Below are 25,620 nucleotides of genomic sequence, written 5' to 3' on the forward strand. Positions count from 1 at the left end.
AGAAAGTACATTAAAATATAAGCTGAACTATAGTGCCGAGAGAAAAGCAAGATCATTAGGAAAACAGTGAAAAAAGTTAGTCTCGAAAAAATATAAGTAACAGCAAGAAGACAAGACCAAAGAAAAGTACTAACAAAATGTGGTTAAATGGTCACTTGTTTAGTGACCATTTTTCTATTTAAAGCAGAAGGAGGCTGAGAGATTACCAGTGTTGAGTTTAGTAATGAAGATCTTAAGAAAACCAAAAATAGAAGATATCGTATGTAACATACAAAACAATGGAGAAGATAAGGAAGCCTTTATCGTTCAGTATCAGCCTTTTATTAGAAAATCAATATCGTCTGTCTGCCGCCGATATATTACAGAACAGGATGATGAATATAGTATTGGATTGTTTGCGTTTAACGAAGCAATTGAACAGTATTCGTATAAAAAAGGAAAATCTTTTCTAGCGTTTGCTGATCTTCTTATAAAAAGAGATGTAATTGACTATATACGCAAGGAGTCTAAGCATAACCGTGTCTTTTTAAAAGAAGATGAGCAAGAGGAAATGTTAGAAATGCAAGTATCGCTTACAGAGTATATGAAAGAGATGGACAATAGTAATCGTAAGGAAGAAATTCTTCATTTTCAAAGTGTGTTAGCTGAGTTTAAAATCACATTTTCAGAGCTTGCTAAAGAATCTCCTAAGCATCGTGACACGCGTGAGCACTTAATAGAAATTGTGAAGATGATTATAAAAGAAGAGGAAATGATGGAGGAGCTGTTCCGAAAGAAAAAGTTACCGCTTAAACATATTGAACCGCGTGTTAGGGTAAGTCGTAAAACGTTGGAGCGGCATAGAAAATATATCATTGCAATGTGTATTATCTTCGCAAACAACTATACATACATTCTTGATTATATAAGGGGAGGGAAGCATGATGAATAAAGGAATTGTGATGGATATAAAAAAACATAGCGTAGTTGTTTTAACACCAAATGGAGAGTTTATTACGTGTAAAAGAAAAGGGGATTCTTGCATGATTGGAGAGGAAATCTCGTTTGAAGAACAAGAACAAAAAGCATCACGTTTTTCAATCCCTTATTTCTTAAAGCCGGCATCATTACTTGTTGCTTGTTTTCTATGTGCGCTGTTATTTTTCTACAACCAACCGGAAGAAAAAGTATTTGCTTACGTCTCAGTTGATATAAATCCAAGTTTAGAGGTGAGCGTAACGAAGGATCTTCGCGTTATAGATTTGCAAGCTTGTAATGATGATGGAAGGCGTATTTTAAAAGAATTGAAGCAATGGGAAAATAAACAATTGCAAGACGTAATACGTACGATTATAAAGCAAAGTCAAGAGGATAAGTATTTAACGAATGATAAGCAAGTTATGCTAACGGCTGTTGCAAAGGACAAGTTGCTAGAACCACAGTTGGTAAAGGAAATGAAAGAATTAAAGAAAGAATATGAGCTAAAACATATTACAGTCGAATATCAAAGTAGCACGATGCAAGTACGAGAGGATGCTAGAAAGGCTGGAATTGGCACAGGAGTCTATATAAAGCAAGAGAATGAGAAGAACAAATCGCTTACTCCACCTGCCACGCCGTCTAATCCAGTGGAAAACGAAGAAGAGGTGCAATCGCAGCAGGAGTCAGCTCCTGATGCATCACCAGATTTGTCTCCTGTAAAAGAAAAAAAATATGAGAAACCAGAGCATAAAGAACAAAAGAAACCAGAGGAACAGCCATCTAGGCAAATAAAAGAAAATAAGGGTAGAGGATCTCAGCAAGAAAATAGAGGGAATCAGCAGGAGAATAACGGTAGAGAATCTCAACAAGGAAATAATGGAAATCAGCAAGGGAACAATGGAAGAGGATCTCAACAAGGAAATAATGGAAATCAGCAAGGGAACAACGGTAGAGATCCTCAACAAGGAAATAATGGAAATCAGCAAGGGAACAACGGTAGAGATCCTCAACAAGGAAATAATGGAAATCAGCAAGGGAACAACGGTAGAGGATCTCAACAAGGGAATAATGGAAATCAGCAAGGGGACAATGGAAGAGGATCCCAAAAAGAAAATGTTGGAAATCAACAAGGGAACAATGGTAGGGGGTCTCAACAAGAAAATAGAGGTCACCAGCAAGGGAATGAAAAGAATAATCAATAGAATATTGAGAGATTCATTTCAAAGCTAAAAGGATTTATCTCGCTATTGCGGGCAGTAAAACTCCCATCTCAAAATTTGGCTGGGGCAAAGAAGTTAGGTGGGAGTTGGGCTGCTTAAAGTTGCACTTTATTATTCTATAGTTCTATTAAGAAGGAGTATGTGAAAAATATAATGGAGAAAAACATTCAACAAGGGAAAGATAAAGCAAAACCTGTTTTTTATGATCCGAAAGGAAGGAGAAACATAGCTTTTATTTGGTTTCTATGTATCTCAATAGTTAGCGTAAGTATTGTATTTTATTTTTTCTTTCAAAGTATTTTTTCAACACCAGAAATTCCAAATATGAATACCGCTGTACAACAAGATAATAAACTTGTACCAATTAATCAAAAACTTAGTGATCAGCAGTTAAAGAAGGAAGAATTTAAACCAAATACCGAAATGAAGAATAACAAAAATTTGGTGAATTCGAAGAACGATAGTAAACAACCTAAAGAAGTGTATGGTTTTTATGTAAACTGGGATGAAAATAGTACCGCTTCTTTAAAAGAAAATATCGATTCATTAACCACGCTAGTACCAGAGTGGTATCATTTAAAAGCAGATTTAACGATTAGAAGTGAGATAAAACCTGAGATAGTAAAGTTAGCAGAAAAAAATCAAGTGGAAATTATGCCGTTACTTACTAACTATACAGAGGAAGCTTCTGGTCCTGATAGTGGGCTGATTCATAAGTTACTGAATTCCCCAAATGATGTAAAGACAAAGTTTATAAATGATTTAGTAAAGCAAGTTGAAAAGAATCGATTTGCGGGTATTAATATTGACTTTGAGGCGATACCTGAAAGTGATAGAGAAAACTTAACAAATTTTATGAAAGAACTTACTACGGTCTTTCATAAACATGATTTGCTCGTTACACAAGATGTTCCAGCTAACGATAAAGCTTTTGATTATAGTGCGTTAGCGAAGGTAATAGATCGAATGATTGTAATGATGTACGATGAGCACTATGGAGCGGGGGAACCAGGACCAATTGCTTCGAATAAATGGTTCCAACATACATTGAAAGAACTGAATATTCCGTCTAATAAGCTTATAGTTGCTTTTGGTAACTATGGATATGATTGGAAAGTGAACAGTAAAGAACCTGCGAAGTCTTTAACTTTTTCAGAAGTTATGGCAATGGCTCATAATTCAAATATGAAAATTCAATGGGATAAGAGTAGTGGAAATCCTTATTTTAGATATAAAACAGGAGAGAAAGAACATACTGCCTGGTTCTTAGACGGTGTTACCCTCTATAATCAAGTGAAAATCGCAATGGACAACAATGCAAAGGGGTTTGCGTTATGGAGATTAGGAGCAGAAGATCCTACAATATGGAAAGTTTTAAAAAATCCTATTGAGGCACAAGAAAATCCTGATGTATTACATAAAATCACTAGTTTAGATGAAGTGAATTATTCTGGACAAGGTGAAATTTTACAGATTGAGAATGAAAAGCAAAATGGATTGAGAGATTTTAAAGTAGGCAAAGATGGTTATCTTACAGATGAAGTATATCAATCCTTACCATCTGCATACGAATTGCAACGATATGGAAAACCAAAGGGGAAACAAGTAGTATTAACATTTGATGATGGACCAGACCCGAAATATACGCCAGAAATTTTAGATATATTAAAAGAGAATAAAATAAAAGCTGCTTTTTTTGTACTTGGTGAAAACGCGCAACTAAATCCTAGTATTGTAAAAAGAATATACGATGAGGGGCATGAAATTGGTAATCATACTTTCAAGCATCCTAACATAGCTGATACGTCTTTACTACGAACAAAAGTAGAACTTAATACGACGCAACGTTTAATTCAGGAAGTAACTGGACATTCTACGGTTTTATTTAGACCACCATATGAAGCCGATGCTAATCCAGATTCGTCAAATGAAATATTGCCTATTTTACGTGCGCAAAATATGAACTATACAATGGTAGCGGAAAAAGTTGATCCTGAAGACTGGGCAACACCATCAACAAATGAATTAGTAAAGCGTACTCTTAATCCCGTTTATAAGGGAGAGGGAAATATTATTCTTCTCCATGATGCGGGAGGGAATCGTACCCATACAGTAGAGGCGCTGCCAATCATTATCAAAGACCTTAAAAAGCATGGATATAGTTTTGTAACAATTTCAGATTTAATGAATAAAGAACGAGATGAAATTATGCCTCCTGTTTCTTCTGAGGGTGAGCAATATTTACTTTACAATAAAGCTGTCTTTTCAGGGGCGGGATATTTTAAACATATATTAACAACTATTTTTTATGTTGCTATTGGATTAGGTATTTTTCGATTCTTATTCTTAATTTATTTTGCATGGAAGCAGAAAAGAAAAACGCTATCTCGCTATATTAATTCGTCCTATCAACCTTTTGTTAGTGTTGTCATAGCAGCATATAATGAAGAAAAGGTGATAGCTCAGACGATTCGCTCAATTTTGGATAGTAATTATAGAGAATTTGAAGTTATTGTTGTGGATGACGGATCGACAGATGGTACGTCAAAAGTAATACAAGAAACATTTTATAAACACCCTAAAGTTCGTTTCATTCAGAAAGAAAACGGCGGGAAATCATCGGCAATGAACCTAGGATTTCAACAATCGCGAGGAGAGATCATTGTCACTTTAGATGCGGATACTATTATTGCGCAAGACGCCATTTCTCTAATGGTTAGACACTTTGAAGATCAGAATGTAGCAGCAGTTTCAGGTAATGTCAAAGTGGGGAATAGACGAAACTTGTTAACTACTTGGCAACATGTTGAGTATATTACAGGGTTTAATTTAGAACGTAGAGCTTTTGATGAGTTAAATTGTATTACAGTAGTTCCAGGAGCTATTGGGGCGTGGCGTAAGAAGAATGTAGTTGAATCTGGATATTTAAGCGAAGATACGTTAGCAGAAGATACGGATCTTACTATTACATTTTTACGTCAGGGACATAGAATTGTATATGAAGAAAAGGCTTATGCTTTTACGGAGTCACCTGAAGATGTGAAAAGTCTCATTAAACAGCGATATCGTTGGTCATATGGTACACTACAATGTCTTTGGAAACATCGAAAAGCGTTATGTAATTCAAAGCATAAAACATTAGGATTTATTGCATTGCCAAATATGTGGTTATTCCAATATGTTCTGCAATTCATTGCTCCTTTTGCAGATATATTAATGATTGTGGGACTATTTAGTAGTGATCCGCTAAAAGTTTTAGGATTTTATTTTGTATTCTTTTTAATGGACCTTCTCGCATCTCTGTTTGCATTTAAATTAGAGGAAGAGAATCCGAAACCATTAGTATGGTTAATTTTACAACGCTTTATTTATCGTCAATTTATGACTTATGTTGTCGTTAAGTCTATATTCTCATCGATTCGAGGAGTAGCGGTAGGATGGAATAAGCTAAAGAGAATGGGAAGTGTTAAACATTCCACGGAACATAAGGAGGCATCTTAAGAGAGCAGGTTATCTGCTCTCTTTTTTATTGATTTTAGTGTAGAGTAGATACGTCTGTATCTATAGGGGTACTGATAGTGAGCCATTATGTTAAGTTACTCCTTTAGTTTCGGGAAAAAGTTTTTTATATTTTTTTTAAATGACGGACATAAAATCGTATATACCTTCGAATTATATATATGGATAACATAAATGTGTATATAAAAGGGGAGAAATAAGATGAAAGAACAAAAAGAAATGTTTGAAGAAATCGCTGAAGTACTAAAGGTATTGGCGCATCCTGTTCGTTTATCCTTAGTGAAAATAATGCTTTCAAAAGGTCCTACTAATGTAACAACAATGTATGGGGAATTGGAAATGCCTCAAAGTACAATTAGTCAACATTTATCTAAACTAAAAGCTGCTAAAATGGTTACAGGTACTCGGAAAGGATTAGAAATTTATTATGAGGTAACTGACAATCGCACAAAATCAATATTAGCATGTTTAGTTTAAATGCTGACTGTCTAGACATTAAGAAGAGAATGCTAAAGCAATTCTGTGACTACAATTTTTAAGATGTTATACAAAAGTAATTTGTGTAAGTGTATGTGATTTTCTTACTAACATAAGTTGTATTTAGCCTGATTATTAATTTGTTATACTTCTTAATTAGATTATTTTATTTAATAATATTGTATGATCTTCACCTTTTTAAATTTAATATTATTTTATTAAAAATTAGTAAGATGAAGGTTCATTTATGTACACATGAAATATTTTATAAAGAGTACGACTTTACTCCAAAGTTACATTTTTAGTTTTTTCATCTATAGATCTAATACTAAAGGGAAAATAACTGAAATATAAATGTAATTGAAAGGAGTGGAATAATAATGGAAGTAAGCCTTTTTTTAGGTTTTTTTTGGGGATGGGTAACGGTTATCATCACAGGAATACTTTTTGTGCGACCATCTGTACTACGTGAACTGAAAAAATTAGTGGTAGAAGACAGGGGATTTGGAATTATGTATGGCTTTCTATCAATTTTCCTAGGATTAGGTACTGTTATCCTGCATAATGTTTGGACACTTAATTGGCAGGGACTCATTACACTTATTGCATGGCTCGCACTACTAAAAGGGATTTATGTAATTGCATATCCTGAACCATCCAAGAAAACCAATTTTGAAGTAAGGGTACTATCTACTCGAATAGTGCTTGCTATACTTGGTGTTTTATCTTTTTGGATGCTTATATTACTTTATATGAAATAGAGACAAATATTGTTGAACATGGGAGTATATAGGTGGGATTTTTTTGTAGTCCTTCGGAACGAAATTTTATAGTTAACTGTAAATTTAGTGTTTCTTACCTTGTAGACATGTTTTTATAAATAGTGAGATGGGCAAAACGAAAAGAATCTTAAATAAATAGGATTCTTTTCGTTTTATAAAAATGAATTTATTTTGTATCACTAATAAATACAATGGATAATTATTTTTCCGGACTATTCGCAGTTATCTATCTTGGTATATTCAATGGTGGCTATGTGACCATCCGGTCGAATCAAAACGGTATCTATATTTTGCAACTTGGAATCTTGTATTTCTCCTACTATCACCTTTATGTGCGAATCAATATTCATTTTATTTATCTTATCTATATAAGAAGGGTGTATTAATAAAATAAATTTACCATCCTGCATTAATTCAAAGAGTTTATAACTTTTCTTATTTTGAGAAGAAATAGTGAGATTTGTACATCTTTTTCCTATCAATGGATGCCTTTCTATATCGTGCATCGCCGAATACCTAACCCCTAAACCACTTACTCTTTCAGATAAATCGTTATTTATCTCGGGGTATGTAAGTAAGTGCGAAAATAACTCTCTTAATTCCATTCCTGCGTTTGAAAAGTTTATCATTAATTGTTCTTGCGCTTGTACTTCTTTGAAAAATTGTTTTCCCACAGCATGTCGTTCAATATGATAACTTTTTAATAGACTTTCATATTTTTTGTGTTTTATTGCGAGTCCTAATTTCCATCCTATATTAAAAGCATCTTGTAGACCTACATTCAAGCCTTGTCCTCCAGCAGGGAAATGAATATGTGCTGCATCGCCTGCTAAAAATACACGCTTATGTTGATAAGTATTTGCTAGTTTGGTTGCATTGCCAAAACGAGAAAGCCATAATGTGCTCTTAATTTGAATATGTTCACCTGTAATACTATAAATACTATCTATAAACTCCTTTTCTGTAACAGCAACATGAACGGGTATTGCCTGATTCTTAGGATCAACAATTGCAAAACGAAATATATTAGGTGTAATAGGTACCATCATTAATATCCCATTTATATTAGAAGTAGATAAAAATGGAGTATCTGGTATATCTTCTAAAATAACATCACCTAATATAGCAGTAGTTGTTGTGTTTGTTCCATTAAACGGAATATTTGATAATTCACGAACTACACTTCTTGCTCCGTCAGCTCCTATTACATATGGAACTTCTATTTTATATATTGTTTCTCTTTGTTCTATTTCTAGTTGTACGGATGTTTCATATTGTTTTAAGTCTTTCAGAGTATGCCCACGTTTAATGACTACACCTAATTCTAATGCACGTTCTTCTAATATTTCTTCTGTAATAGATTGGGGAATAAAAAGTGTATACGGAAAATCAGTATTTAAATTTTTAAAGTTTAATCTTGTATCTAAGGCAGCAAAATGACTTGTATCTAATTTCTTTCCTCTAGATAAAAATCGATTTTCAATGCCTCGCATGGCCATCAATTCCAGTGAGCGGGGGTGTAGTGTTAGTGCTCTAGAATTTCGTATGCGATCCACTCTTCTCTCCAAAACGACAACGTTTATACCTTGAATAGCTAATTCACATGCTGTCATAAGTCCAACTGGACCACCACCAACTACCGCTACATCATAATAATTTTCCATATCATGCCCTCCATTTATTTAAGTGATTAAGAGCTAATGCAAAAAAATGTAAATATATTTATAAATGCTATCTATTGTACGTATATAATTATACTCCATTTTAGTTTCCTTGGAAACTAAAATGGAGTTCCTTAGAAGAGTTTACATAGTAAGTGTGTAGTTAATGCGATATAGCGTGTCTGCAGCAGTTCCTTGTGGGAGTTGTAAAGGCCTTTCCACTATTCGTAGTTTTAATGACGTAGTAGGGGTTTTAACTCGATTTCAAATAATTCGCTTTCAATTTCATTAAGTGCATACATTGATACAGGGGAGGGAGAGGTATTAGATAAGACTTTTGATGAAAGAAGTTCTCCTGATGATGAGTAAAATGTAACAAACACTTGTGAAAATGGAGGGACCATAATGATTACACGGTCAGTTTTTTGCAACGTATTAACCAACTCCAAAATAATATAGTTTTATAAAAAATCGAAAAACATTAGATAAGTATAAAGATATTATTATGGGTGCTTTTCCAATAGTGAATTAATAAATTCTTTATTTCATTGTAAACAGTCTAAGAGCACACATATATGCGTGCTCTTAGATTAGAAAGGTAGTTTTCTATGAGTAGGGATTCCCTATATAATAAAATATGCTTGTCCAATTTAAATGTGAGAAGTTTTTTAATAAAAACGCCATTTGGTAAAAATATGTAAAAAAACGCCTTGTACAGGCACTCTTTGCAAAGTGTTCTGTCTACTGTAGTAATTTTAAAAAAGCGATGGAAGTTGTTATCCGACTTATAAAACTAGGCAGTAAGCCCCAAAAAAAAGAAACTCCATCGCCCAGTTACTAGGGTCACAGTAAGACAAAGAGTAGTATTAAAATAATCATTATTAAAGATGTTACTTTATATGAAGTGAATCCCGAAAACAGGACACATATCAACAAACCTAAACCATCTATTCCCTAAATTCTTTAGGGGATAGATGGTTTAGGTTTTCTTGAATTCGCACACGAGTGGAGTCCCTTTATCGCTTATGATTACGGCTAATTATATGGAGCATGTAGAACTAGGATTGAAGAAAGTCCCGATATTTGTGCACATTCCCCTTCAGATTATTATACCGGTAATTTTTATTTGTTGTTTCTATAATTCGCAAAAGGATACATCCATAGGGGGATATTTAAAAAGATTAGCGATGATCAATAAAAGTGTCTGAATTAAATATCAGGTGAAAAGTATAGGATACTTTTGTTATAAAGAGTATCTATAGATGAATGTTATTGATTTTTACTTCTGAAAGATTTGGGATTCTAAATTACGAGCTGTTGGAGTATCTCTATTTTAAAATTTCAGTAGAAATATTAAAATACTAATATGAATGTAGAAGATTTAATAAAGACGATAATATTTTGTTAGTCATGTAATCTTTTGATTTGATGACCTTTTCCCCATTCAAATAGTTCATCCATAATTTTCATTAAAGATTTTCCGTGCTCACTTAGTGTGTACTCAACCTTTGGTGGTACTTCTTGATATACGGTACGATGGATAATCCCATCAGCTTCAAGTTGCCGAAGTTGTTGTGTAAGAACTTTTTGTGTAAGGTTTGGAATTTCTCGTTTAATTTCATTTGTTCGCATTTTTCCATCCATCAAAACACATAAAATATAAACTTTCCATTTTCCGCCGATTACATCGAGTGTCGTTGCAATTGGGCAGTCATCATTTTGATTCATATAACACCTCCAAAGGTACCTCAAGGTTCCTATAGTACCTGAAAGTACGTACTTTTCAATTATATGTAACTCATTCATACTAATACGTAAGGATTGATTAATTTATAAAGGGGATGGAAAATGATGAGAACACTTGTAATTGTAGCACACCCTGATATTGAAAAATCACAAATTAATAAAAGATGGATAGAAGAACTTGAGAAACATTCGGATGAAATTACGGTGCATGAATTATATAAAGTGGCACCGAATTGGGAGTTTAATATTGAAGAAGAGCAAAAGTTATTAGTAGAACATGACAGATATATATTCCAATTTCCGCTTTACTGGTACAGTTCCCCACCATTATTAAAAAAATGGTTTGACGATGTATTAACATATGGATTTGCGTACGGATCAAAAGGGGATAAAGTGAAAGGGAAAGAATTTGGTGTGGCTATCTCTATAGGTGGATTAGAAAAAGATTATGAAAATAGCGGAATTACGATGGATGAGTTGACGAAACCATTCCAAGCTACATGCCTATATACAGGTATGGAATTTATACCTTCATTTTATTTATATGGTGCGGAATATAAACTAAGTGATGAAGAGATTGATAAAAGTGCGCCTGAGTATGTGCAATATGTGATGAACAAGAAGTATTCTAATATATAAGGAGAAACAGCCATTTACTTGTTAAGTAGATGGCTGTTTTTTTTGTTTGTTTTATATTCACTAAGTGTAATCTTTAGTAAATTAATAGTTAATCTGGTAAAATAAAAAACCTAACATATATAAAGGGGAGTTTTACTTGAGAACGATGCGACAATTATTACAAAAAAGAGCAATGCAATCACCAAATTTAGAAGCGCTTGTAGGGGGAGAGAAAAGGTATTCGTTTCAGCAGTATAATGAACGAGTAAATCAGCTTGCACAGTATTTGTTACAAAACGGTGTGCAAAGAGGCGATCGTATAGGAATACTTTGCAAAAATAATCACCCATTTCCAAGTATTATGATGGCAAGCTTAAAAATTGGAGCGGTATTTATTCCGCTAAATCATCAGCTTACTGTTTATGAACTAGAAACAATTGTAAAAGAAGCGAAATTAAAAGTATTAGTTATTGATGAAGAATTTAGTGAAGTTTTATTAAAAATTGATGCCGTTAAAGAAATTCCTTATGTAATTAAAACGACAAAAGAAGGCTTTGGTTCATTTGAATTAGAATTGCAAGAACAGCCAATTACAGAACCGAACGTAGAAGTGGATGAAGAGGATGATGCAATTTACTTATTTACTTCCGGAACAACTGGACAGGCAAAAGCATGCGTAATCGGACATAAAAACTTACATCATTATTTTGCTGAGATTGCGGGGCAAAGGGAAATTCCAGCAGGTGAACGCTTTTTATCCGTGCATCCATTGTTTCATATGAGTGGCGTGCTTTCTATTTTAAATTGTATTTATCATGGTGTTACGATGATTTTCTTAGCTGATTCGAATCCTACTCTTATTTGGGATAAGATTGAAGAAGAGAAAATTACTACGATGCTTGCATTCCCGGCTGTTTATAGCTACATGCTTGATGAACTAAATAAAAAAGAACGTAACATTTCAACCTTTACAGTAGCACAAAGCGGTGGAACAAAAGTGCCAGAAACGCTTATCCAAAAATATATGGAAAAAGGAATCTATATGGTGCAAGGCTATGGTAGTACAGAAGGTTGGGTTGTAACTTCATGGCATCCAATGATGGGAAAAGAAAAGATGTCTTCTGTAGGGAAAACCTTGAAAAATGTAGAGGTGAAAATTGTTCATCCAGAAACAGGACATGAACTAACAACTAATGAAGTTGGGGAGATTCACGTAAGAAGTCCATACATGTTTAAAGGATATTGGAATAATGAAAAGGCGACAAAGAAGGTAGTAAAAGATAATTGGTTTAACATGGGCGATGCTGGCATGTTAGATGACGATGGATTCTTGCATATTATGGGAAGATATAAAGACGTTATTATACGCGGTGGTGACAACGTATATCCAGATCAAGTAGAAGATGTTATTCATGAAATACATGGTGTTTTAGAAGTTGCAGTAGTTGGAGTTCCAGATGACTTTTGGGGAGAGGTTCCAAGAGCTTACATTGTGAAGGATAGCGAAAGAACATTAACAGAAGAAACTATTATTCAGTATTGTAAGGAGAAATTAGCAAGTTATAAAATACCAGAAGTGGTATTCGTAGAAGAGTTACCGAAAAACGCTTTAGGGAAAGTGCTGAAGAGAGAATTAAGGGATGTAGTTCTTGTGAAATAAAAATGTTATTAAACGATGAAGAACCCAGTTATGTATAAAGCATGGCTGGGTTTTTGTCTATCAAAAACATAATGATTTACTAGATTTTGTATTTTGTGTAAGATGATAAAGAATATTCAATTAATAATCGAGGGATGAGATGTAAATGAAGCTACCGTTATTAGAAGTAGAGACAGAGAGACTCATGATCCGTCCGTTCCAAAAAAATGATTATGAAAGTTGGTTAGATGGATTTAATAAAAGACTGCCATCGCAGTATAAATATGACGATGGCTATCAAGTTATGGCATCATCAACAAAAGAATGGTTCACGGAATGGATTAGAGGATTTGATGAAGCAGCACATCGGGATGAAATGTATGTATTAGGCATTTTCCGTAAAGAAGACGGAGCTAATATTGGAAAGATAGAGCTTATAAAAATTTTACGTATGGACTATCAATGGGCGATGATGGGGTATTCCATACATAATCAATACTGGAAAAATGGATATGGCATTGAAAGTGTAAAAGCTGCGTTACCGTTATTTTTTAATAGTCTTCATTTTCATAGAATAGAATTACATATACGTGTTGATAATGAGCCATCCGTTCGTCTTGCTGAAAGAGCAGGATTTTCTTTTGAATGCAAGAGAGAGGCGTTTTCTTTAGAGAATGATAGGTGGATGGATTTTCTTATTTATTTTAAAAATAAGGAGATGGACAGATGAGGGTGGTTATTACAGGTGGAAATCGCGGATTAGGGTTACAGCTAGTAAAAGTATTTCATGAAAAGGGGCATATTGTTTATCCGTTAGTTAGAACTGAGTTTGCGGTAACGCAATTGAAGCAAATGTTTAGTTGTAGATGTTTTCCTATATTGGCAGACTTATCGGCTGATGAGAGTACGGAGCAAATTAAGAAACAGCTTGAGGAATATACAGAGTATATTGATCTAGTTATAAATAACGCTGGAATTACTGGAAAGGAGACTGAGATTTTACATACGAATTCAGAAGAGTTAACGAACTTATTTAATATTCATTGCATAGGTGTAATTCGAGCTATAAAAGGTACATATGTGGCTTTAGCTAAATCGGATCATCCGAGAATCATAAATGTGTCCTCGCGATTGGGCTCATTGCATAAAATGGCGAACAAAGAGTTTCCGAAAGGGCAGTTTTCGTATTCTTATCGAATTGCTAAAGCTGCACAAAATATGTTAACACTCTGCTTACAACAAGAGTTTGAGGATAAAGGAATTCGTGTAACTGCCATTCACCCTGGAAAATTAAAGACTGACATTGGTGCTTTTGATGCGAATATGACTCCGGCTGAAGGAGCAAAAAATATATATGATTGGGTAATAGATTCAAATGAGGATGTTTCAGGGAAGTTTATTGAGCCAGGTGTGGGTGAATTAAAGTGGTGATATACGATCTTACAATCATTCAGAATCTATTTGGTCCCTCTAAAAAGGTATTAAATGACTTACCAAATGCAGTGGCAATTGAAGAAATAGAAGAAGATGTTCTTTATGATGTACAAACTTATAAAGAAAAGATAAGTAGATTTGAAGAAGTTTGCTTTAACTGGGAGTTAAAAAGAGCGAGTATTGTATTAAACAAGAGGTTTAGTAGTTATAACACAAGTGCAAAAGTGTTACTTGATGCGGGTTTTTCTTTGCATGCCGCAAAGATTGAAGTATGTAGAGAATTGAACAATACTGAAGAGCTTGAAAGACAATATACATATCGATCAATAGCAGAAGGAACGTTATCGGAAAAAGAATTTAAATATATTTGGGAACAATGTATGTTGGATTCAGGGAATCAAACTTCAACTTTAACTATCGATGAGCATTTTTATTCAGTGCAAACAGAGTTAGGTAAGGGCTGGGAAAAGTCATGTATTGTTTTTTATGATGAAGATGAGTCGATTGGTATGTCCATACCGCATATAGAAATTGGAACAGAAAGTGAAGGACGGTTATTTTATTTTGGGGTAATACCTTATTGTCGCGGGAAAGGAATTGCTTCCCAACTTCACCTTCAATCTTTACATATGTTAAAGGAAATGAATGCTACTTATTATATTGGGAGCACACATACGTCGAATGAAAAGATGCAGGGGATATTTTGGAGAAATAATTGTTCGTTGAAAACGGAGTTAGAGCTTTATTATAAAATTTTTAAAAAAGGTTAGGAGAAAAAATGAAGACTATAAACATATTTCATTATGACGCATTTACGAATAAACCGAATATGGGTAATCCAGCAGGTATTGTATTAGATGCAGATGGATTAACGGAAGAGGAAATGCAACGTATTGCTGAAAAAGTTGGATTTAACGAAACGTCTTTCGTTCTTTCTTCAGAAGTAGCAGATATAAGAATGCGCTATTTTACACCTGGTTATGAAATGGATTTATGTGGACACGGAACAGTTGGGACTATGTATGCCTTGCGTGAAAGAGGTTTATTAGAAGAGAAAACAAATCTTACGATTGAAACGAAGGCCGGGATTTTACCGATACAAATAGTTGTAAATGAAAATGAAGAAACCTTTATTAAAATGGGGCAGGCAGCACCTCAGTTTAAAGATTTTGCAGGTTCAACAGAAGCATTAGCTCATAGTATTGGTTTAGAAGAAAATGATTTAGATGTCAGTTTACCAATTGTATATGGAAGTACGGGGAACTGGACTGTAATTGTACCGATTAAAAATCTAGATGCATGTGAGAGAATGAGACCTCATAATGATGCATTCCCATCCGTATTAAAAGAAATACCTAATGCTTCTATTCATCCAGTTTGTTTAGAAACTTATGATGAACAGGTGCAAATGCATGGGCGTCATTTCTCATCAGCTTATGCTGGAACGATTGAAGATCCAGTGACAGGAACAGCTTCAGGTGTAATGGGAGCGTATTATGCGACGTATTTGGAGAAAGATTTTAATCATGAAATGGAGTTAATCGTTGAACAAGGACAGGAAATGAATAAAGATGGTCGTGTAACGGTATATGTAACGAAAGATGTAGAAAATGAGAATTTACGAATTGATATTGCGGGAACAGCGGTGTATGTGAAAGAGTTTGAAGTTTCAATATAAAAAGAAAGCCCGGAATACGTCCGGACTTTCATTATCTGTTCAATACTTCAATATACGAAGCATCTCCAGTTGTTCTTAAAGCAGAGCGGAAATTGTTGTTTTCTAATGTTTCAGCGACTTGTTTTAACTGCTGTGCATCATCATGATGGATAAGTAAGCTGTCGGCACCACTTTCCTCTATATGAATGTGTTCGACATTTCCGATGGCATCATGTACAGCTTTTAAAAATTCAGGTTTCATAGTGTCCTCCTATATGTATGTAACGTTGTTGTTAGTATTTCCTTATTTTTGAAATGTAAAAGTGAATGAATTTTTGTTATATTATGATTTTGGAAGGGGTTTCCTATTCGTTTGTCAAATAATAGTAAAGTTGTCTTTTGAATTGAAGGAATCTTCGGAATTAAAGGGTGAGGGAATGGACATTTCAGTAATCGCTACACAACTAGTTAAGGAGGAAGTTATTTCACGTTATCCAAATAGCATAAAAGTGTTGAACGGAGGAACGACAAGTACTGTATATTTGTTGGATGGAAAATACGTTGTAAAGCTGAATAAAGCGGAAGTAATACGTGAAGAAGCTAATTTTCTTTCTTTTTATGAGGGAAACGCTATATTTTCAAATCTTTTGTATAAGGAACCTTTACATACATATATTGTGTATTCTTTCCTTAAAGGTAGTACTTCGTGCAAACAGGGACATAAACGAATTACGCTTAGTACTCTTGTAAATGAAGTTATTAATCAGTATGAAATAGTTTCAGATATAGATGGTTGGGGATGGAAAGAAAGTCCGGTTCAATCTTGGAATGAATTTTTAACGAAAAATGTGATGGAAGCTTATGAAAATGTAAGACGTTACATAAGTAAAGAAGAGTATAGAATTGTTCTTAAATTAGCAAAGAGGGACGCTGAAATAAATCAGCCATTTTTATTGCATGGTGATCTTGGATTCCATAATTGTATATTTCAAGGAAATAAGCTGCACGGTGTAATTGATCCTTTACCAGTGTTAGGAGATCCTATATACGATTTAATTTATGCGTTCTGTTCAACTCCAGAAGATTTAACGAAAGAAGCAATTAATTATGTGATGAAACAATGTGTATTTCATAAAAAAGACAGTGAGTTATATGAAGAAATAGTTATTTGCTTATATTTGCGTATAGATACGTGTTTAAGGCACCACCCGAAAGATTTAGAAGATTATTTAGTAGCTTGGCGGTATTGGATGGGCGAGGTTGAGGTGACTTTATAATACAAATATTTTGGGGGAGATGGTGAAATGAATGTTTCAGAAGCGAAAAAGGATTTAGCGATAAAAACGAAGAGAGGATTACCAATTATATTAGCTGGCGTTTTATTTTGGGTCGTTATGAGTATAACGGGCTTTGTTCTTTCTGAAAAACAAGTGGTATGGGTATATTTAATCGGTATGGGATGTGTGTTTCCTTTCGGCTTAATGATAGCTGCTATATTGAAAATTGATATGTTTGCGAAAGGAAATCCGTTAGGGGTTTTGGCAGGATTAATTGGTGGGATAAATGTATTGAATATTCCGCTTGTATTACTTGCCTATTTTCAATTTCCAGAATGGTTACCTTTTGTAGTAGCAATGTTAATAGGTGTTCATTTTATCCCGTACGTATGGATTTATGAAAGTAAAAGTTATGGTTTATTGTCAGTAGGGAGTGTATTCGTAGCGTCAGTTTGCGGGATTCTTTTTGCAGAAAAAGGATTTACTGTAATTCCATTATCGGTTACAGTTGTCTATTTCCTTACTTTTATAAGTTTGTTAATTGAAAATAAAAAAGCAGATCATTACCAACAAAAATCAGCTTAATAAAAATATAGGGATAGGGGGAATTATGATGGAAAATTTCGTTTGTACAACGTGTGGTGTGCAGTATGCAGCAAGTGTAGAGGAACCGGTGAGTTGTCATATTTGTGATGAAGAGAGGCAATATGTTAATCCGAAAGGGCAGTCTTGGACGACTTTAGAAAACTTGCAAACAGATGATACATACAAAAATGAAATAATTGAAGAAGAAAATGGGCTTTATAGTATTACGACAAAACCAGGATTTGCGATCGGGCAAACGGCATTTGTAGTGAAAACAGAATCATATCGTTTACTATGGGACTGCATTACTTATTTAGATGAAACGACAATTGAGAAGATAAAAGAGCTTGGCGGATTAGATGCGATTGCATTGTCTCATCCTCATTATTATTCAACACAAGTAGAATGGGCGGAGACGTTCGATGTACCAATTTATATACACGAAGATGATAAAGAATGGGTAATGCGCCCGAGTAGTCGTATTATTTATTGGTCTGGTGAGTCTTTGAAATTAGCTGATGGATTGGTCATCCATCGTTTAGGAGGCCATTTCAAAGGAGGATCTGTCTTGCATTTGGAAGAAGGTAATGCTGGAAAAGGAATTTTGTTAACAGGGGATATTATTCAAGTTGTAGCAGATGAGCGATGGGTAAGCTTCATGTACAGCTATCCAAACTTAATTCCATTACCAGCGAGAAAAGTGGAAGAAATGGTGAATCGAGTGAAGCCGTTACAGTTTAATCGCTTATACAACGCTTTTCATCGAGTAGTAAAAGAAAATGCAAATGAGGCAGTTGAACGTTCTGCTGAAAGATATATTAAGGCGGTAGAAGGAAAGTTGTTTCATACGTAAAAAGTAATTTGATAAGCGGCAAAGCACTGGATGCTTTGCTGTTTTTATAGTGCTGAAACGTCGTTATTTGTCGAAACGTTGATATATTTCAAGTTGTGATCGATATAATTGAAAAATCGTCGATATAATTTCATATACCTAAAAACAACGAAAAGCAAAGCGATATCGCTCTGCTTTTCGTTGTTTTTAGTAGATCAATCTAAAAATGCTTGTTGCAATGCCTTCAGTCCATCGCTGTAGATGCTATGAAACAGATTAATTGCCTCTTCATCACTAACCTCTACAGGAGTGAAAGTACCAGACCATTCTACTAACGATGTGTTACTTTCGGTACCTTCTTTAACTTTGATTGTAGATAGATAATTAGTGACTGGGAATGGTGCATTCATGATTGAATACGTGTAGTAGCGTTCCTTATCATTGAATACTTCTAAGCGTTCTATAATTGTATCGCCATCTGGATTAGCTAGATGACGTACACGACCGCCTTCAGTTAATTTACTGCTAGGTATATAAGGTAACCAGTCTGGAAGGGAATTGAAACCTCCGATTAATTGCCATACTTGTTCAGGTGAACCGAAAATTTCCATAGATGTAGTAGTATGTGCCATGTTCATTACGCTCCTTTTTATCTCGATATTTGCGAGCAAATAATCAGTGGGGAATGATCCCACTGATTAAGGTTTCAAATTATTTTACGTTGATTGGTAGTGGTGCATTAGGTGCTACTAGTTTTTGTTCGCGCATTTCTTCCCAGAATGTTGCTGGAATTACTGTGTTTAATGCAGTTTGGTCTTCTGCAATTCGTTCCGGTTTACTTGCACCAGGAACAACGGCAGCAACTGCTGGATTTGCTAATGAAAATTGTAATGCAGCAGCCTTGATGCTGATTTCGTGACGATCTGCAAGAGCTTTGATTTTCTCAACTTTTGCAATAATTTCTGGTGATGCTTTTTGGTATTCAAAGTGAGCACCTCCAGCAAGAATACCTGAGCTATATGGGCCACCAACGACAATATCCATATTATGCTTTACAGCTGCCGGCATTACTCGTTGCAATGCACGCTCGTGGTCTAGTAATGAATAACGACCAGCTAGTAAGGAGATATTTGGCTTCGCTTCTTCTAAATCAAGCATAAGTTCAATCGATTCTACTTTGTTTACTCCAAGTCCCCAGCCTTTAATGACGCCTTCTTCACGTAAGCGTGTTAGCGCACGGAATGCTCCTGTTCGAGCAATTTCAAATTGTGAAATCCACTCATCACCATAAAAGTCTTGTGCTAAATCATGAATGAAAACAAAGTCTAGTCGATCTGTTTTTAAACGTTTCAAACTTTGCTCGATAGAGCGAAGTGTTGCATCTGCGCTGTAGTCATTGATCATTTTATTTTTACGACCAAATTCGAACAGTCCGCCTTTTTCACCTAAATCACGTGCAGATGGATCTTCTAGTTCATCTGAAATCGTTCGACCTACTTTTGTACTTAAAAAGTAATCATCACGATTTCTTTTTGATAGTGCTTCGCCAAGACGAATTTCTGCTAAGCCAGATCCATAAAGTGGAGCTGTATCAAAGTAACGAACGCCATTCTCCCAAGCAGCATCCACTGTAGCGATTGCTTCTTCTTCTGGGATATTACGGTACATATTTCCCAGTGGTGCTGTACCAAAACCAATTTTTTCTTTTAGTAATTTACTCATTATAGATATCCTCCTAAAATGTATTTAAAAATTAATAAATCATTGTGAATGGATGTGAAAATGAAAACATGTCATTTCATCGTCTGACAAAATGCATGATAAAAGTATTGAAACAGCTAAAAAAGTACGCACTTTAAAGTACGGTACTAAAATGTAATTTCTAATACTGCATGACTCACTCAACTCTTACAAATGCTATTATGAAATGTATTTTACATAATGAAAAGTACGTACTTTAAAGTGATATAGATACTAAAAAGTAATACAGGTACTTTTTAGTGCCGTACTACTCAGTTACTGTTTACGTATGCTATTATGAAACATGTTTAACACAATAAAAAGTACGTACTTTAAGGTGCTATAGATACTTAAAAGTAATATTTAAATCTTTAGCTTACTTGCCTTATAACATTATTAAAGGAGATTTTTATATGAAAACATACAATATTCCTGTAGAGGCGACTTTAGAGGTTATCGGTGGGAAGTGGAAAGTAGTTATCCTTTGTCATTTGAAGAAAGACAAAAAGAGAACGTGCGAATTAAAACAATTAATGTCTGGTATTACACAAAAGATGTTAACACAACAATTACGTGAATTAGAAGAAGATGGTGTAATCGAGAGAAAAGTGTATAATCAAGTGCCGCCAAAAGTAGAGTATTCTTTAACTGATTACGGTCATTCTTTAGATGCTATACTCGATTCTCTTTGTCACTGGGGAGAAAATCATCTCGACAAGAATGGGAACACATCTATGCTCATAACAGCAGCTGAATAAACAAGGAAAAAACGAACGAAAATATGTTCGTTTTTTTCTTTTTGTTTTGTCATGTATATATAGGGAGATTTTTTAAGTAGCATAATTACTTTTTGGTAATATAGGTACTTTTTTGTGCTGTAGGAACTAAAATGTGCCGTATAGAAAATTATTTGTTTTTACGCAACAATAGAGAAGAAATTTAGAAAAAAGGAGAGGAGCACGCGTGAAACAATATAATATACCGATAGAAGCAACTTTAGAAATTATCGGAGGAAAGTGGAAGGTCGTTATTTTATGTCACTTAACGAAAGGGACAAAGAGAACGAGTGAGTTACAACGTTTGATTCCTGAAATTTCTGTTAGAATGTTGACTCAGCAATTACGTGAGTTAGAAGAAGATGGTGTGATTATACGTAAAATCTATACAGAAATTCCACCTCGAGTAGAATACTCCTTAACGGATTATGGTTGGTCTTTACAAAATGTATTAAACCAATTAACTGCATGGGGAGAAAGATGCATAGATAGAAAAAATAGTGAAGTTAAATGAAATCTATATATGTAATATTGAAAACACCACCCCATGACGAGGTGGTGTTTTTTCAGTATAAAACGTTAGAAAGTTACTATGGTGAAAAGTAAGGGGCTATACCATATCGGCAGCTGTTTTAGTAGGGTGAATGTTTAATTTATCATTCATCATAGGTACTTAAAAGTGCCTTCATCACTTTAAAGTACGTACTATGCTTCATAATATAACCGTTTTATAATGACACTCGTAGCAAGAAGCCATAACGGTTTTAAGCTATGTTCAAAAAGACTTATTAACTAGAATAGTTTTTTGTTCAATTTTTTTAGTAGGAGATGTTTATATGGTTGAAGAACTTTTTTATAAAAAAATACTCAAAAATCTTTTTTCAGATCCAGTTCAAATTACACTTTGGAATGGAGAAACAATCCAATATGGAGAAGGGGAACCTCAATTTCATGTAACATTCCATAAGCCGCTTTCAAAAAAAGAGCTTGCAAAGGATCCTTCTATTGCATTCGGTGAAGCATATATGAATGGGGACCTTGAAATAAAGGGTAACCTTGAAAAAGCAATTCAATCTATTTATAAAAGGCAGGATAGCTTTTTAGGTGATAGTAAGTTGCAATATTTCAAAAGTAAATGGAATTTCTCAAAACAAAAAAATAAAGATGATATTGCTCATCATTATGATATTGGGAACGATTTCTATAAATTATGGCTTGATGAAACGATGACGTATTCTTGTGCATATTTCCAAAATGAGCAAGATTCTTTAACGACAGCTCAGCATAATAAAGTGAATCATATTTTGAAAAAGTTGAACCTTCAAAAAGGTGATACACTATTAGACATTGGTTGCGGATGGGGTGAGCTTATTACAGCTGCCGCTAAACAGTACGGTATAAAAGCGATGGGAGTAACGTTAAGTGAGGAACAATATGCAAAAACTTCCGAGCGAATTAAACAAGAGGGACTTACAGATTTAGTTGAAGTATCCTTACTTGATTACCGCGATATTAAGAATCGTAAATTTGATAAAATTGTTAGTGTAGGTATGATTGAACATGTAGGAAAAGACAACATTACGCAATACTTTGAGACAGTGAATGAACTGCTAAACGATGGCGGAATTTCTCTTCTTCATTGTATTACTTCTCCGGCTAATGGTGGTGCTACGAATGGTTGGATTGAAAAGTATATATTCCCTGGCGGATATGTTCCTGCTGTTAATGAATTAATCACGAACATGACAAATGAACAATTTTTCATTGTTGATGTGGAAAGCTTACGTAGACATTACGGGAAAACATTACAACATTGGGCTCGAAATTTTGAAAACGTACTGGAGGAAGTTCGCAAAACGAAAGATGAGCGATTTATTCGTATGTGGCGTTTATATTTAAATGCATGTGCAGCTTCGTTCTTTACAGGTAATATTGATTTACATCAATTTGTATTTACAAAAGGTATTAACGATACAATTCCGATGACACGTTCTTATATGTATGAATAAGAGTGTGATCTAATAGCTCTTAAGCAATGTTTAAATTTATAGGTTCATAACTTAAAGTAAAAAAGTCGGGATGAAAATCGAAATGATTTGTATCCGACTTTTTTTATTTATTATATATATTTAAAATTAAAACTATATACTTTTAATAATAAAAATATATAATAAAAATAGAAACAAAATTTTATAAGCAAGGAAGTTGAAGAATATGACATTAACAATGGGCTTTATTGGATTTGGAAAATCAGCTAACCGCTATCATTTACCGTATGTAAATACACGTAAAAATATAAAAGTAAAAACGATTTTTGGCCGCCAAATTAGTGAAGAATTAGCGGCTCCATATAAGAGTAAAGGTGTTTATTTCACTACTGATTTGGACGAATTGTTGAATGACAAAGAAATCCAAGTAGTGACAATCTGTACGCCAGCACATACGCATTACGAATTAGCGAAAAAAGTTATACTTGCTGGGAAATCGGTTATCGTTGAAAAACCATTTTGCGATACAGTAGAACATGCGAAAGAATTATTAGCTTTAGGACGAGAGAAAGGTGTAGTAGTTATGCCTTATCAAAATCGTCGTTTTGATGGTGATTTCTTAGCTGTTAAGCAAGTTGTGGAACAAGGATTCCTTGGTGATATTATTGAGGTTGAATCGCACATTGATTACTTCCGTCCTGGCTCCATCTCTCATGAAGCTCCAAAAGAAGAAGGTTCATTCTACAGTTTAGGTATTCATACGATGGACCGTATGATTTCATTATTTGGCCGTCCAGATACTGTGACGTACGATATTCGTAATAATGAAGTGGAAGGTGCGGTTGATAATTATTTCGATGTTGGTCTACATTACGGAAATCAACTGAAAATTAAACTGAAAACAAACCATGTTGTAGCGAAAGATTATCCACGCTTTATCGTTCATGGAACAAATGGATCGTTTATTAAATACGGTGAAGATCAGCAGGAAAATGATCTGAAAGCGGGTATTATGCCTGAGAGTGCAGGATTTGGCGAAGATTCGCCGATGTACTATGGAGTGGCGAAATATCGCAATGCAAACGGTGATTGGATTGAAAAACAAATTAAAACGCCGCTTGGTGATTACGGTCGTTTCTATGATGCAGCGTATGAAACAATTGTAAATGGTGCTCCAAAACTTGTGAAAGACGAAGAAGCGGTAACGAATATTGAAATCTTGGAAAACGGATTTGTTGCTCCATCACCTTCAGTTTACAAACTTGAGGCTTTAAACTTGAATGAATAGAAGAGGGAATACAGCATAAAGGAGGTATGGAAATGGCAAGCGGATCAACACAAGTAAAATACCTCGGCATTTACCAAAAAATTAAACAGCAAATTTTAGACGGCGAATATAAAATTAATGAAAAAATTCCAAGTAGCCCCGTCCTTGCTGAAGAATTTGGTGTTTCAGCTCTTACTATTAAAAAAGCGCTGGATCTGTTAGTGAGAGACGGATACATCATCCGCCGCCGCGGAAGTGGAACAGTCGTTCAAGATTGGCGTCAGCAGGAAAAGGCACGAATGATTCAAACTTTAACAGGTACGAAAGCTGTTTACGGCAATGAGGTAGAAAGTAAAATTATCGAGTTTACGATTGTCGGTGCCGATGAAATCATTGCTGAAAAATTGGGCATTTCAGTGGGGGATTTTGTATATAAAATCATCCGCCTCCGCATCATTCACAGTATTCCAACGATTATGGAGCATACATGGATGCCTATTTCGGTGATCCCAGGTGTTGAAGCTTCGGTTTTAGAGGAATCGATCTACTCGCACATTCAAAATAAACTAGGTCTTGAAGTAGGAACATCCGTTGTTAGGGTCAAAGGGGTTCGCCCAGATGATAGGGAAAAGCAGTTTATGAACTTAACAAATCAAGATTTCTTAATGAGAGTTGAACAAGTGGCCTATTTAACGGATGGACGAACTTTTGAGTACTCTTACGCCGATCATTTGCCGGAAACCTTTGAATTCGAAACAGTCATTACCGCAAAAGGTTATAGAGAGGCATAAAAAATAGGTTGGGGCAAGTATTGCCTCAACCTATTTTTTGTTTTCAATATAGTAGGAACAGTTACTATTCATCAGCTGTAATAAGCATGGACGTATTCCCGTTTTTTTCAAGATGAACTTCTCCCCAAGTGCAGAGGGAATCGAGTATGGCTCCTAAAGAAGAACCGTAATCCGTTAAAGAGTACTCTACTTTCGGTGGTACTTGGTCATACACTTTTCTTTGGATTACATCGTCTTCTTCTAGTTCACGTAATTGTTGTGTTAACATTTTTTGAGTAATACCAGACATTAAACGTTTTAATTCGCTCGTTCTTTTTGTTCCTTTTTTTAAATGGCAAAGGATAACAACTTTCCACTTTCCGCCAATAACTTCTAAAGTCGCTTCTACAGGAATATTATATGTTTTCATAAAAAAACTCCTTTGATGAATTTAGATTACAGTTTTGGACCTAAATACGTTGTAATACTAAAATTATTTCTTTTTAGTGCCTATAACACTTTAAAGTGCGTACTATTTATTGTGCTAAATATCGTTCATAATAACCGATGTAAGAGAGAAGTAAGCAGAACTACACTAGAAAGTTTATACGTTACTTTTTAGTACCTATAACACTTTAAAGTGCGTACTTTTTATTATGCTAAATATCGTCC

The 25,620-nt window shown here is 34.6% G+C and carries 25 protein-coding genes; 19 read left to right on the forward strand and 6 right to left on the reverse strand.

Annotated elements, in window-relative coordinates; translation table 11 throughout:
• Positions 1–208 precede the first annotated feature (208 nt).
• The 5 genes from sigI (at position 209) to ACQVV1_RS07900 (ending at position 6,937) form a co-directional block, all read left to right on the forward strand.
• Positions 209–931 (forward strand): RNA polymerase sigma factor SigI, encoded by a 723-nt coding sequence (sigI, locus tag ACQVV1_RS07880; RefSeq protein WP_098225048.1) that lies wholly within the window; start codon positions 209–211, stop codon positions 929–931.
• Positions 921–2,162, forward strand: coding sequence for an anti-sigma factor domain-containing protein (locus tag ACQVV1_RS07885; RefSeq protein ID WP_431168727.1), 1,242 nt, complete (start codon positions 921–923; stop codon positions 2,160–2,162). Before sigI ends, ACQVV1_RS07885 begins: the two co-directional genes overlap by 11 nt.
• Before the next feature lie 171 nt (positions 2,163–2,333).
• Positions 2,334–5,681 (forward strand): trifunctional glycoside hydrolase family 18/polysaccharide deacetylase/glycosyltransferase family 2 protein, encoded by a 3,348-nt coding sequence (locus ACQVV1_RS07890; protein ID WP_242256318.1) that lies wholly within the window; start codon positions 2,334–2,336, stop codon positions 5,679–5,681.
• A gap of 219 nt (positions 5,682–5,900) precedes the next feature.
• A complete protein-coding gene (locus ACQVV1_RS07895) occupies positions 5,901–6,176 on the forward strand; it encodes an ArsR/SmtB family transcription factor (RefSeq protein ID WP_242256255.1) in 276 nt (91 codons plus the stop codon).
• A gap of 380 nt (positions 6,177–6,556) precedes the next feature.
• Positions 6,557–6,937 carry a hypothetical protein gene (locus tag ACQVV1_RS07900; RefSeq protein ID WP_060487795.1) on the forward strand — a complete coding sequence of 127 codons (381 nt, stop codon included), beginning with the start codon at positions 6,557–6,559 and terminating at the stop codon, positions 6,935–6,937.
• 233 nt (positions 6,938–7,170) lie between these two features.
• On the opposite strand, the gene ACQVV1_RS07905 is transcribed toward ACQVV1_RS07900, so the two are convergent.
• Together ACQVV1_RS07905 and ACQVV1_RS07910 are read right to left on the reverse strand one after the other, a co-directional pair.
• A complete protein-coding gene (locus ACQVV1_RS07905) occupies positions 7,171–8,622 on the reverse strand; it encodes an FAD-dependent oxidoreductase (protein ID WP_242256253.1) in 1,452 nt (483 codons plus the stop codon).
• Between the two features lie 1,401 nt (positions 8,623–10,023).
• Entirely contained in the window at positions 10,024–10,347 is a 324-nt protein-coding gene (locus ACQVV1_RS07910) for a winged helix-turn-helix transcriptional regulator (protein ID WP_063221912.1), read from the reverse strand.
• A 123-nt stretch (positions 10,348–10,470) separates the two neighbouring features.
• Here ACQVV1_RS07910 and ACQVV1_RS07915 point away from each other — a divergent pair, with 123 nt between their 5' ends.
• The 6 genes from ACQVV1_RS07915 (at position 10,471) to ACQVV1_RS07940 (ending at position 15,734) form a co-directional block, all read left to right on the forward strand.
• Positions 10,471–11,004, forward strand: a complete 534-nt coding sequence (locus ACQVV1_RS07915) for an NAD(P)H-dependent oxidoreductase (protein ID WP_212956372.1) — start codon at positions 10,471–10,473, stop codon at positions 11,002–11,004.
• Positions 11,005–11,140: 136 nt separating this feature from the next.
• Complete coding sequence (locus tag ACQVV1_RS07920) at positions 11,141–12,643, forward strand: class I adenylate-forming enzyme family protein (protein ID WP_242256251.1); 1,503 nt, start codon at positions 11,141–11,143, stop codon at positions 12,641–12,643.
• A gap of 145 nt (positions 12,644–12,788) precedes the next feature.
• Entirely contained in the window at positions 12,789–13,352 is a 564-nt protein-coding gene (locus ACQVV1_RS07925; RefSeq protein WP_242256249.1) for a GNAT family N-acetyltransferase, read from the forward strand.
• Positions 13,349–14,053 (forward strand): SDR family NAD(P)-dependent oxidoreductase, encoded by a 705-nt coding sequence (locus tag ACQVV1_RS07930; protein ID WP_242256247.1) that lies wholly within the window; start codon positions 13,349–13,351, stop codon positions 14,051–14,053. Before ACQVV1_RS07925 ends, ACQVV1_RS07930 begins: the two co-directional genes overlap by 4 nt.
• Positions 14,050–14,826: a GNAT family N-acetyltransferase gene (locus tag ACQVV1_RS07935; RefSeq protein ID WP_242256245.1), complete on the forward strand. Its 777-nt coding sequence runs from the start codon at positions 14,050–14,052 to the stop codon at positions 14,824–14,826. The genes ACQVV1_RS07930 and ACQVV1_RS07935 overlap by 4 nt, the downstream gene beginning before the upstream one ends.
• 8 nt (positions 14,827–14,834) lie before the next feature.
• On the forward strand, positions 14,835–15,734 hold the full coding sequence (locus tag ACQVV1_RS07940) for a PhzF family phenazine biosynthesis protein (protein WP_242256243.1): 900 nt from the start codon (positions 14,835–14,837) through the stop codon (positions 15,732–15,734).
• Positions 15,735–15,765: 31 nt separating this feature from the next.
• On the opposite strand, the gene ACQVV1_RS07945 is transcribed toward ACQVV1_RS07940, so the two are convergent.
• Positions 15,766–15,975: a hypothetical protein gene (locus ACQVV1_RS07945; protein ID WP_000801648.1), complete on the reverse strand. Its 210-nt coding sequence runs from the start codon at positions 15,973–15,975 to the stop codon at positions 15,766–15,768.
• A 175-nt stretch (positions 15,976–16,150) separates the two neighbouring features.
• Between ACQVV1_RS07945 and ACQVV1_RS07950 the strand changes: the two genes are divergently transcribed.
• Genes ACQVV1_RS07950 through ACQVV1_RS07960 form a run of 3 tightly spaced genes read left to right on the forward strand, consistent with a single transcriptional unit; the run spans position 16,151 to position 18,428 of the window.
• A complete protein-coding gene (locus ACQVV1_RS07950; protein ID WP_242256241.1) occupies positions 16,151–16,990 on the forward strand; it encodes an aminoglycoside phosphotransferase family protein in 840 nt (279 codons plus the stop codon).
• A 27-nt stretch (positions 16,991–17,017) separates the two neighbouring features.
• On the forward strand, positions 17,018–17,575 hold the full coding sequence (locus ACQVV1_RS07955; protein WP_309259150.1) for a DUF7010 family protein: 558 nt from the start codon (positions 17,018–17,020) through the stop codon (positions 17,573–17,575).
• 25 nt (positions 17,576–17,600) lie between these two features.
• The gene (locus ACQVV1_RS07960; RefSeq protein ID WP_309259149.1) at positions 17,601–18,428 is read left to right on the forward strand and encodes an MBL fold metallo-hydrolase; all 828 of its coding nucleotides are present in this window, start codon (positions 17,601–17,603) and stop codon (positions 18,426–18,428) included.
• A 194-nt stretch (positions 18,429–18,622) separates the two neighbouring features.
• Here the strand turns inward: ACQVV1_RS07960 and ACQVV1_RS07965 are convergent, their stop codons facing one another.
• Both ACQVV1_RS07965 and ACQVV1_RS07970 read right to left on the reverse strand, forming a co-directional pair.
• Positions 18,623–19,039 (reverse strand): SRPBCC family protein, encoded by a 417-nt coding sequence (locus ACQVV1_RS07965; RefSeq protein WP_063221905.1) that lies wholly within the window; start codon positions 19,037–19,039, stop codon positions 18,623–18,625.
• A gap of 79 nt (positions 19,040–19,118) precedes the next feature.
• Complete coding sequence (locus tag ACQVV1_RS07970; RefSeq protein WP_431168728.1) at positions 19,119–20,129, reverse strand: aldo/keto reductase; 1,011 nt, start codon at positions 20,127–20,129, stop codon at positions 19,119–19,121.
• 431 nt (positions 20,130–20,560) lie between these two features.
• Between ACQVV1_RS07970 and ACQVV1_RS07975 the strand changes: the two genes are divergently transcribed.
• The 5 genes from ACQVV1_RS07975 (at position 20,561) to ACQVV1_RS07995 (ending at position 24,969) form a co-directional block, all read left to right on the forward strand.
• The gene (locus ACQVV1_RS07975) at positions 20,561–20,905 is read left to right on the forward strand and encodes a winged helix-turn-helix transcriptional regulator (RefSeq protein ID WP_242256233.1); all 345 of its coding nucleotides are present in this window, start codon (positions 20,561–20,563) and stop codon (positions 20,903–20,905) included.
• Between the two features lie 205 nt (positions 20,906–21,110).
• Positions 21,111–21,437 carry a winged helix-turn-helix transcriptional regulator gene (locus tag ACQVV1_RS07980; protein ID WP_242256230.1) on the forward strand — a complete coding sequence of 109 codons (327 nt, stop codon included), beginning with the start codon at positions 21,111–21,113 and terminating at the stop codon, positions 21,435–21,437.
• Between the two features lie 322 nt (positions 21,438–21,759).
• The gene (locus tag ACQVV1_RS07985) at positions 21,760–22,932 is read left to right on the forward strand and encodes a cyclopropane-fatty-acyl-phospholipid synthase (protein WP_431168729.1); all 1,173 of its coding nucleotides are present in this window, start codon (positions 21,760–21,762) and stop codon (positions 22,930–22,932) included.
• 205 nt (positions 22,933–23,137) lie between these two features.
• Positions 23,138–24,199, forward strand: a complete 1,062-nt coding sequence (locus ACQVV1_RS07990) for an oxidoreductase (protein WP_431168730.1) — start codon at positions 23,138–23,140, stop codon at positions 24,197–24,199.
• A 32-nt stretch (positions 24,200–24,231) separates the two neighbouring features.
• Entirely contained in the window at positions 24,232–24,969 is a 738-nt protein-coding gene (locus ACQVV1_RS07995; RefSeq protein ID WP_431168731.1) for a GntR family transcriptional regulator, read from the forward strand.
• A gap of 64 nt (positions 24,970–25,033) precedes the next feature.
• Here ACQVV1_RS07995 and ACQVV1_RS08000 read toward each other — a convergent pair whose 3' ends face one another.
• Positions 25,034–25,378: a winged helix-turn-helix transcriptional regulator gene (locus ACQVV1_RS08000; RefSeq protein WP_147806915.1), complete on the reverse strand. Its 345-nt coding sequence runs from the start codon at positions 25,376–25,378 to the stop codon at positions 25,034–25,036.
• Positions 25,379–25,620: the final 242 nt, after the last annotated feature.

The sequence above is a fragment of the Bacillus basilensis genome (assembly GCF_050630465.1).
Lineage (GTDB): Bacteria > Bacillota > Bacilli > Bacillales > Bacillaceae_G > Bacillus_A > Bacillus_A basilensis.

Excerpts from the sequence above, each read along its gene's own strand:
- ACQVV1_RS07885 (WP_431168727.1), top strand. The coding sequence starts at position 921 with ATGATGAATAAAGGAATTGTGATGGATATAAAAAAACATAGCGTAGTT.
- ACQVV1_RS07890 (WP_242256318.1), top strand. The coding sequence starts at position 2,334 with ATGGAGAAAAACATTCAACAAGGGAAAGATAAAGCAAAACCTGTTTTT.
- ACQVV1_RS07895 (WP_242256255.1), top strand. The coding sequence starts at position 5,901 with ATGAAAGAACAAAAAGAAATGTTTGAAGAAATCGCTGAAGTACTAAAG.
- ACQVV1_RS07900 (WP_060487795.1), top strand. The coding sequence starts at position 6,557 with ATGGAAGTAAGCCTTTTTTTAGGTTTTTTTTGGGGATGGGTAACGGTT.
- ACQVV1_RS07905 (WP_242256253.1), bottom strand. The coding sequence starts at position 8,622 with ATGGAAAATTATTATGATGTAGCGGTAGTTGGTGGTGGTCCAGTTGGA.
- ACQVV1_RS07910 (WP_063221912.1), bottom strand. The coding sequence starts at position 10,347 with ATGAATCAAAATGATGACTGCCCAATTGCAACGACACTCGATGTAATC.
- ACQVV1_RS07915 (WP_212956372.1), top strand. The coding sequence starts at position 10,471 with ATGAGAACACTTGTAATTGTAGCACACCCTGATATTGAAAAATCACAA.
- ACQVV1_RS07925 (WP_242256249.1), top strand. The coding sequence starts at position 12,789 with ATGAAGCTACCGTTATTAGAAGTAGAGACAGAGAGACTCATGATCCGT.
- ACQVV1_RS07930 (WP_242256247.1), top strand. The coding sequence starts at position 13,349 with ATGAGGGTGGTTATTACAGGTGGAAATCGCGGATTAGGGTTACAGCTA.
- ACQVV1_RS07940 (WP_242256243.1), top strand. The coding sequence starts at position 14,835 with ATGAAGACTATAAACATATTTCATTATGACGCATTTACGAATAAACCG.
- ACQVV1_RS07945 (WP_000801648.1), bottom strand. The coding sequence starts at position 15,975 with ATGAAACCTGAATTTTTAAAAGCTGTACATGATGCCATCGGAAATGTC.
- ACQVV1_RS07950 (WP_242256241.1), top strand. The coding sequence starts at position 16,151 with ATGGACATTTCAGTAATCGCTACACAACTAGTTAAGGAGGAAGTTATT.
- ACQVV1_RS07955 (WP_309259150.1), top strand. The coding sequence starts at position 17,018 with ATGAATGTTTCAGAAGCGAAAAAGGATTTAGCGATAAAAACGAAGAGA.
- ACQVV1_RS07960 (WP_309259149.1), top strand. The coding sequence starts at position 17,601 with ATGATGGAAAATTTCGTTTGTACAACGTGTGGTGTGCAGTATGCAGCA.
- ACQVV1_RS07965 (WP_063221905.1), bottom strand. The coding sequence starts at position 19,039 with ATGGCACATACTACTACATCTATGGAAATTTTCGGTTCACCTGAACAA.
- ACQVV1_RS07970 (WP_431168728.1), bottom strand. The coding sequence starts at position 20,129 with ATGAGTAAATTACTAAAAGAAAAAATTGGTTTTGGTACAGCACCACTG.
- ACQVV1_RS07975 (WP_242256233.1), top strand. The coding sequence starts at position 20,561 with ATGAAAACATACAATATTCCTGTAGAGGCGACTTTAGAGGTTATCGGT.
- ACQVV1_RS07985 (WP_431168729.1), top strand. The coding sequence starts at position 21,760 with ATGGTTGAAGAACTTTTTTATAAAAAAATACTCAAAAATCTTTTTTCA.
- ACQVV1_RS07990 (WP_431168730.1), top strand. The coding sequence starts at position 23,138 with ATGACATTAACAATGGGCTTTATTGGATTTGGAAAATCAGCTAACCGC.
- ACQVV1_RS07995 (WP_431168731.1), top strand. The coding sequence starts at position 24,232 with ATGGCAAGCGGATCAACACAAGTAAAATACCTCGGCATTTACCAAAAA.
- ACQVV1_RS08000 (WP_147806915.1), bottom strand. The coding sequence starts at position 25,378 with ATGAAAACATATAATATTCCTGTAGAAGCGACTTTAGAAGTTATTGGC.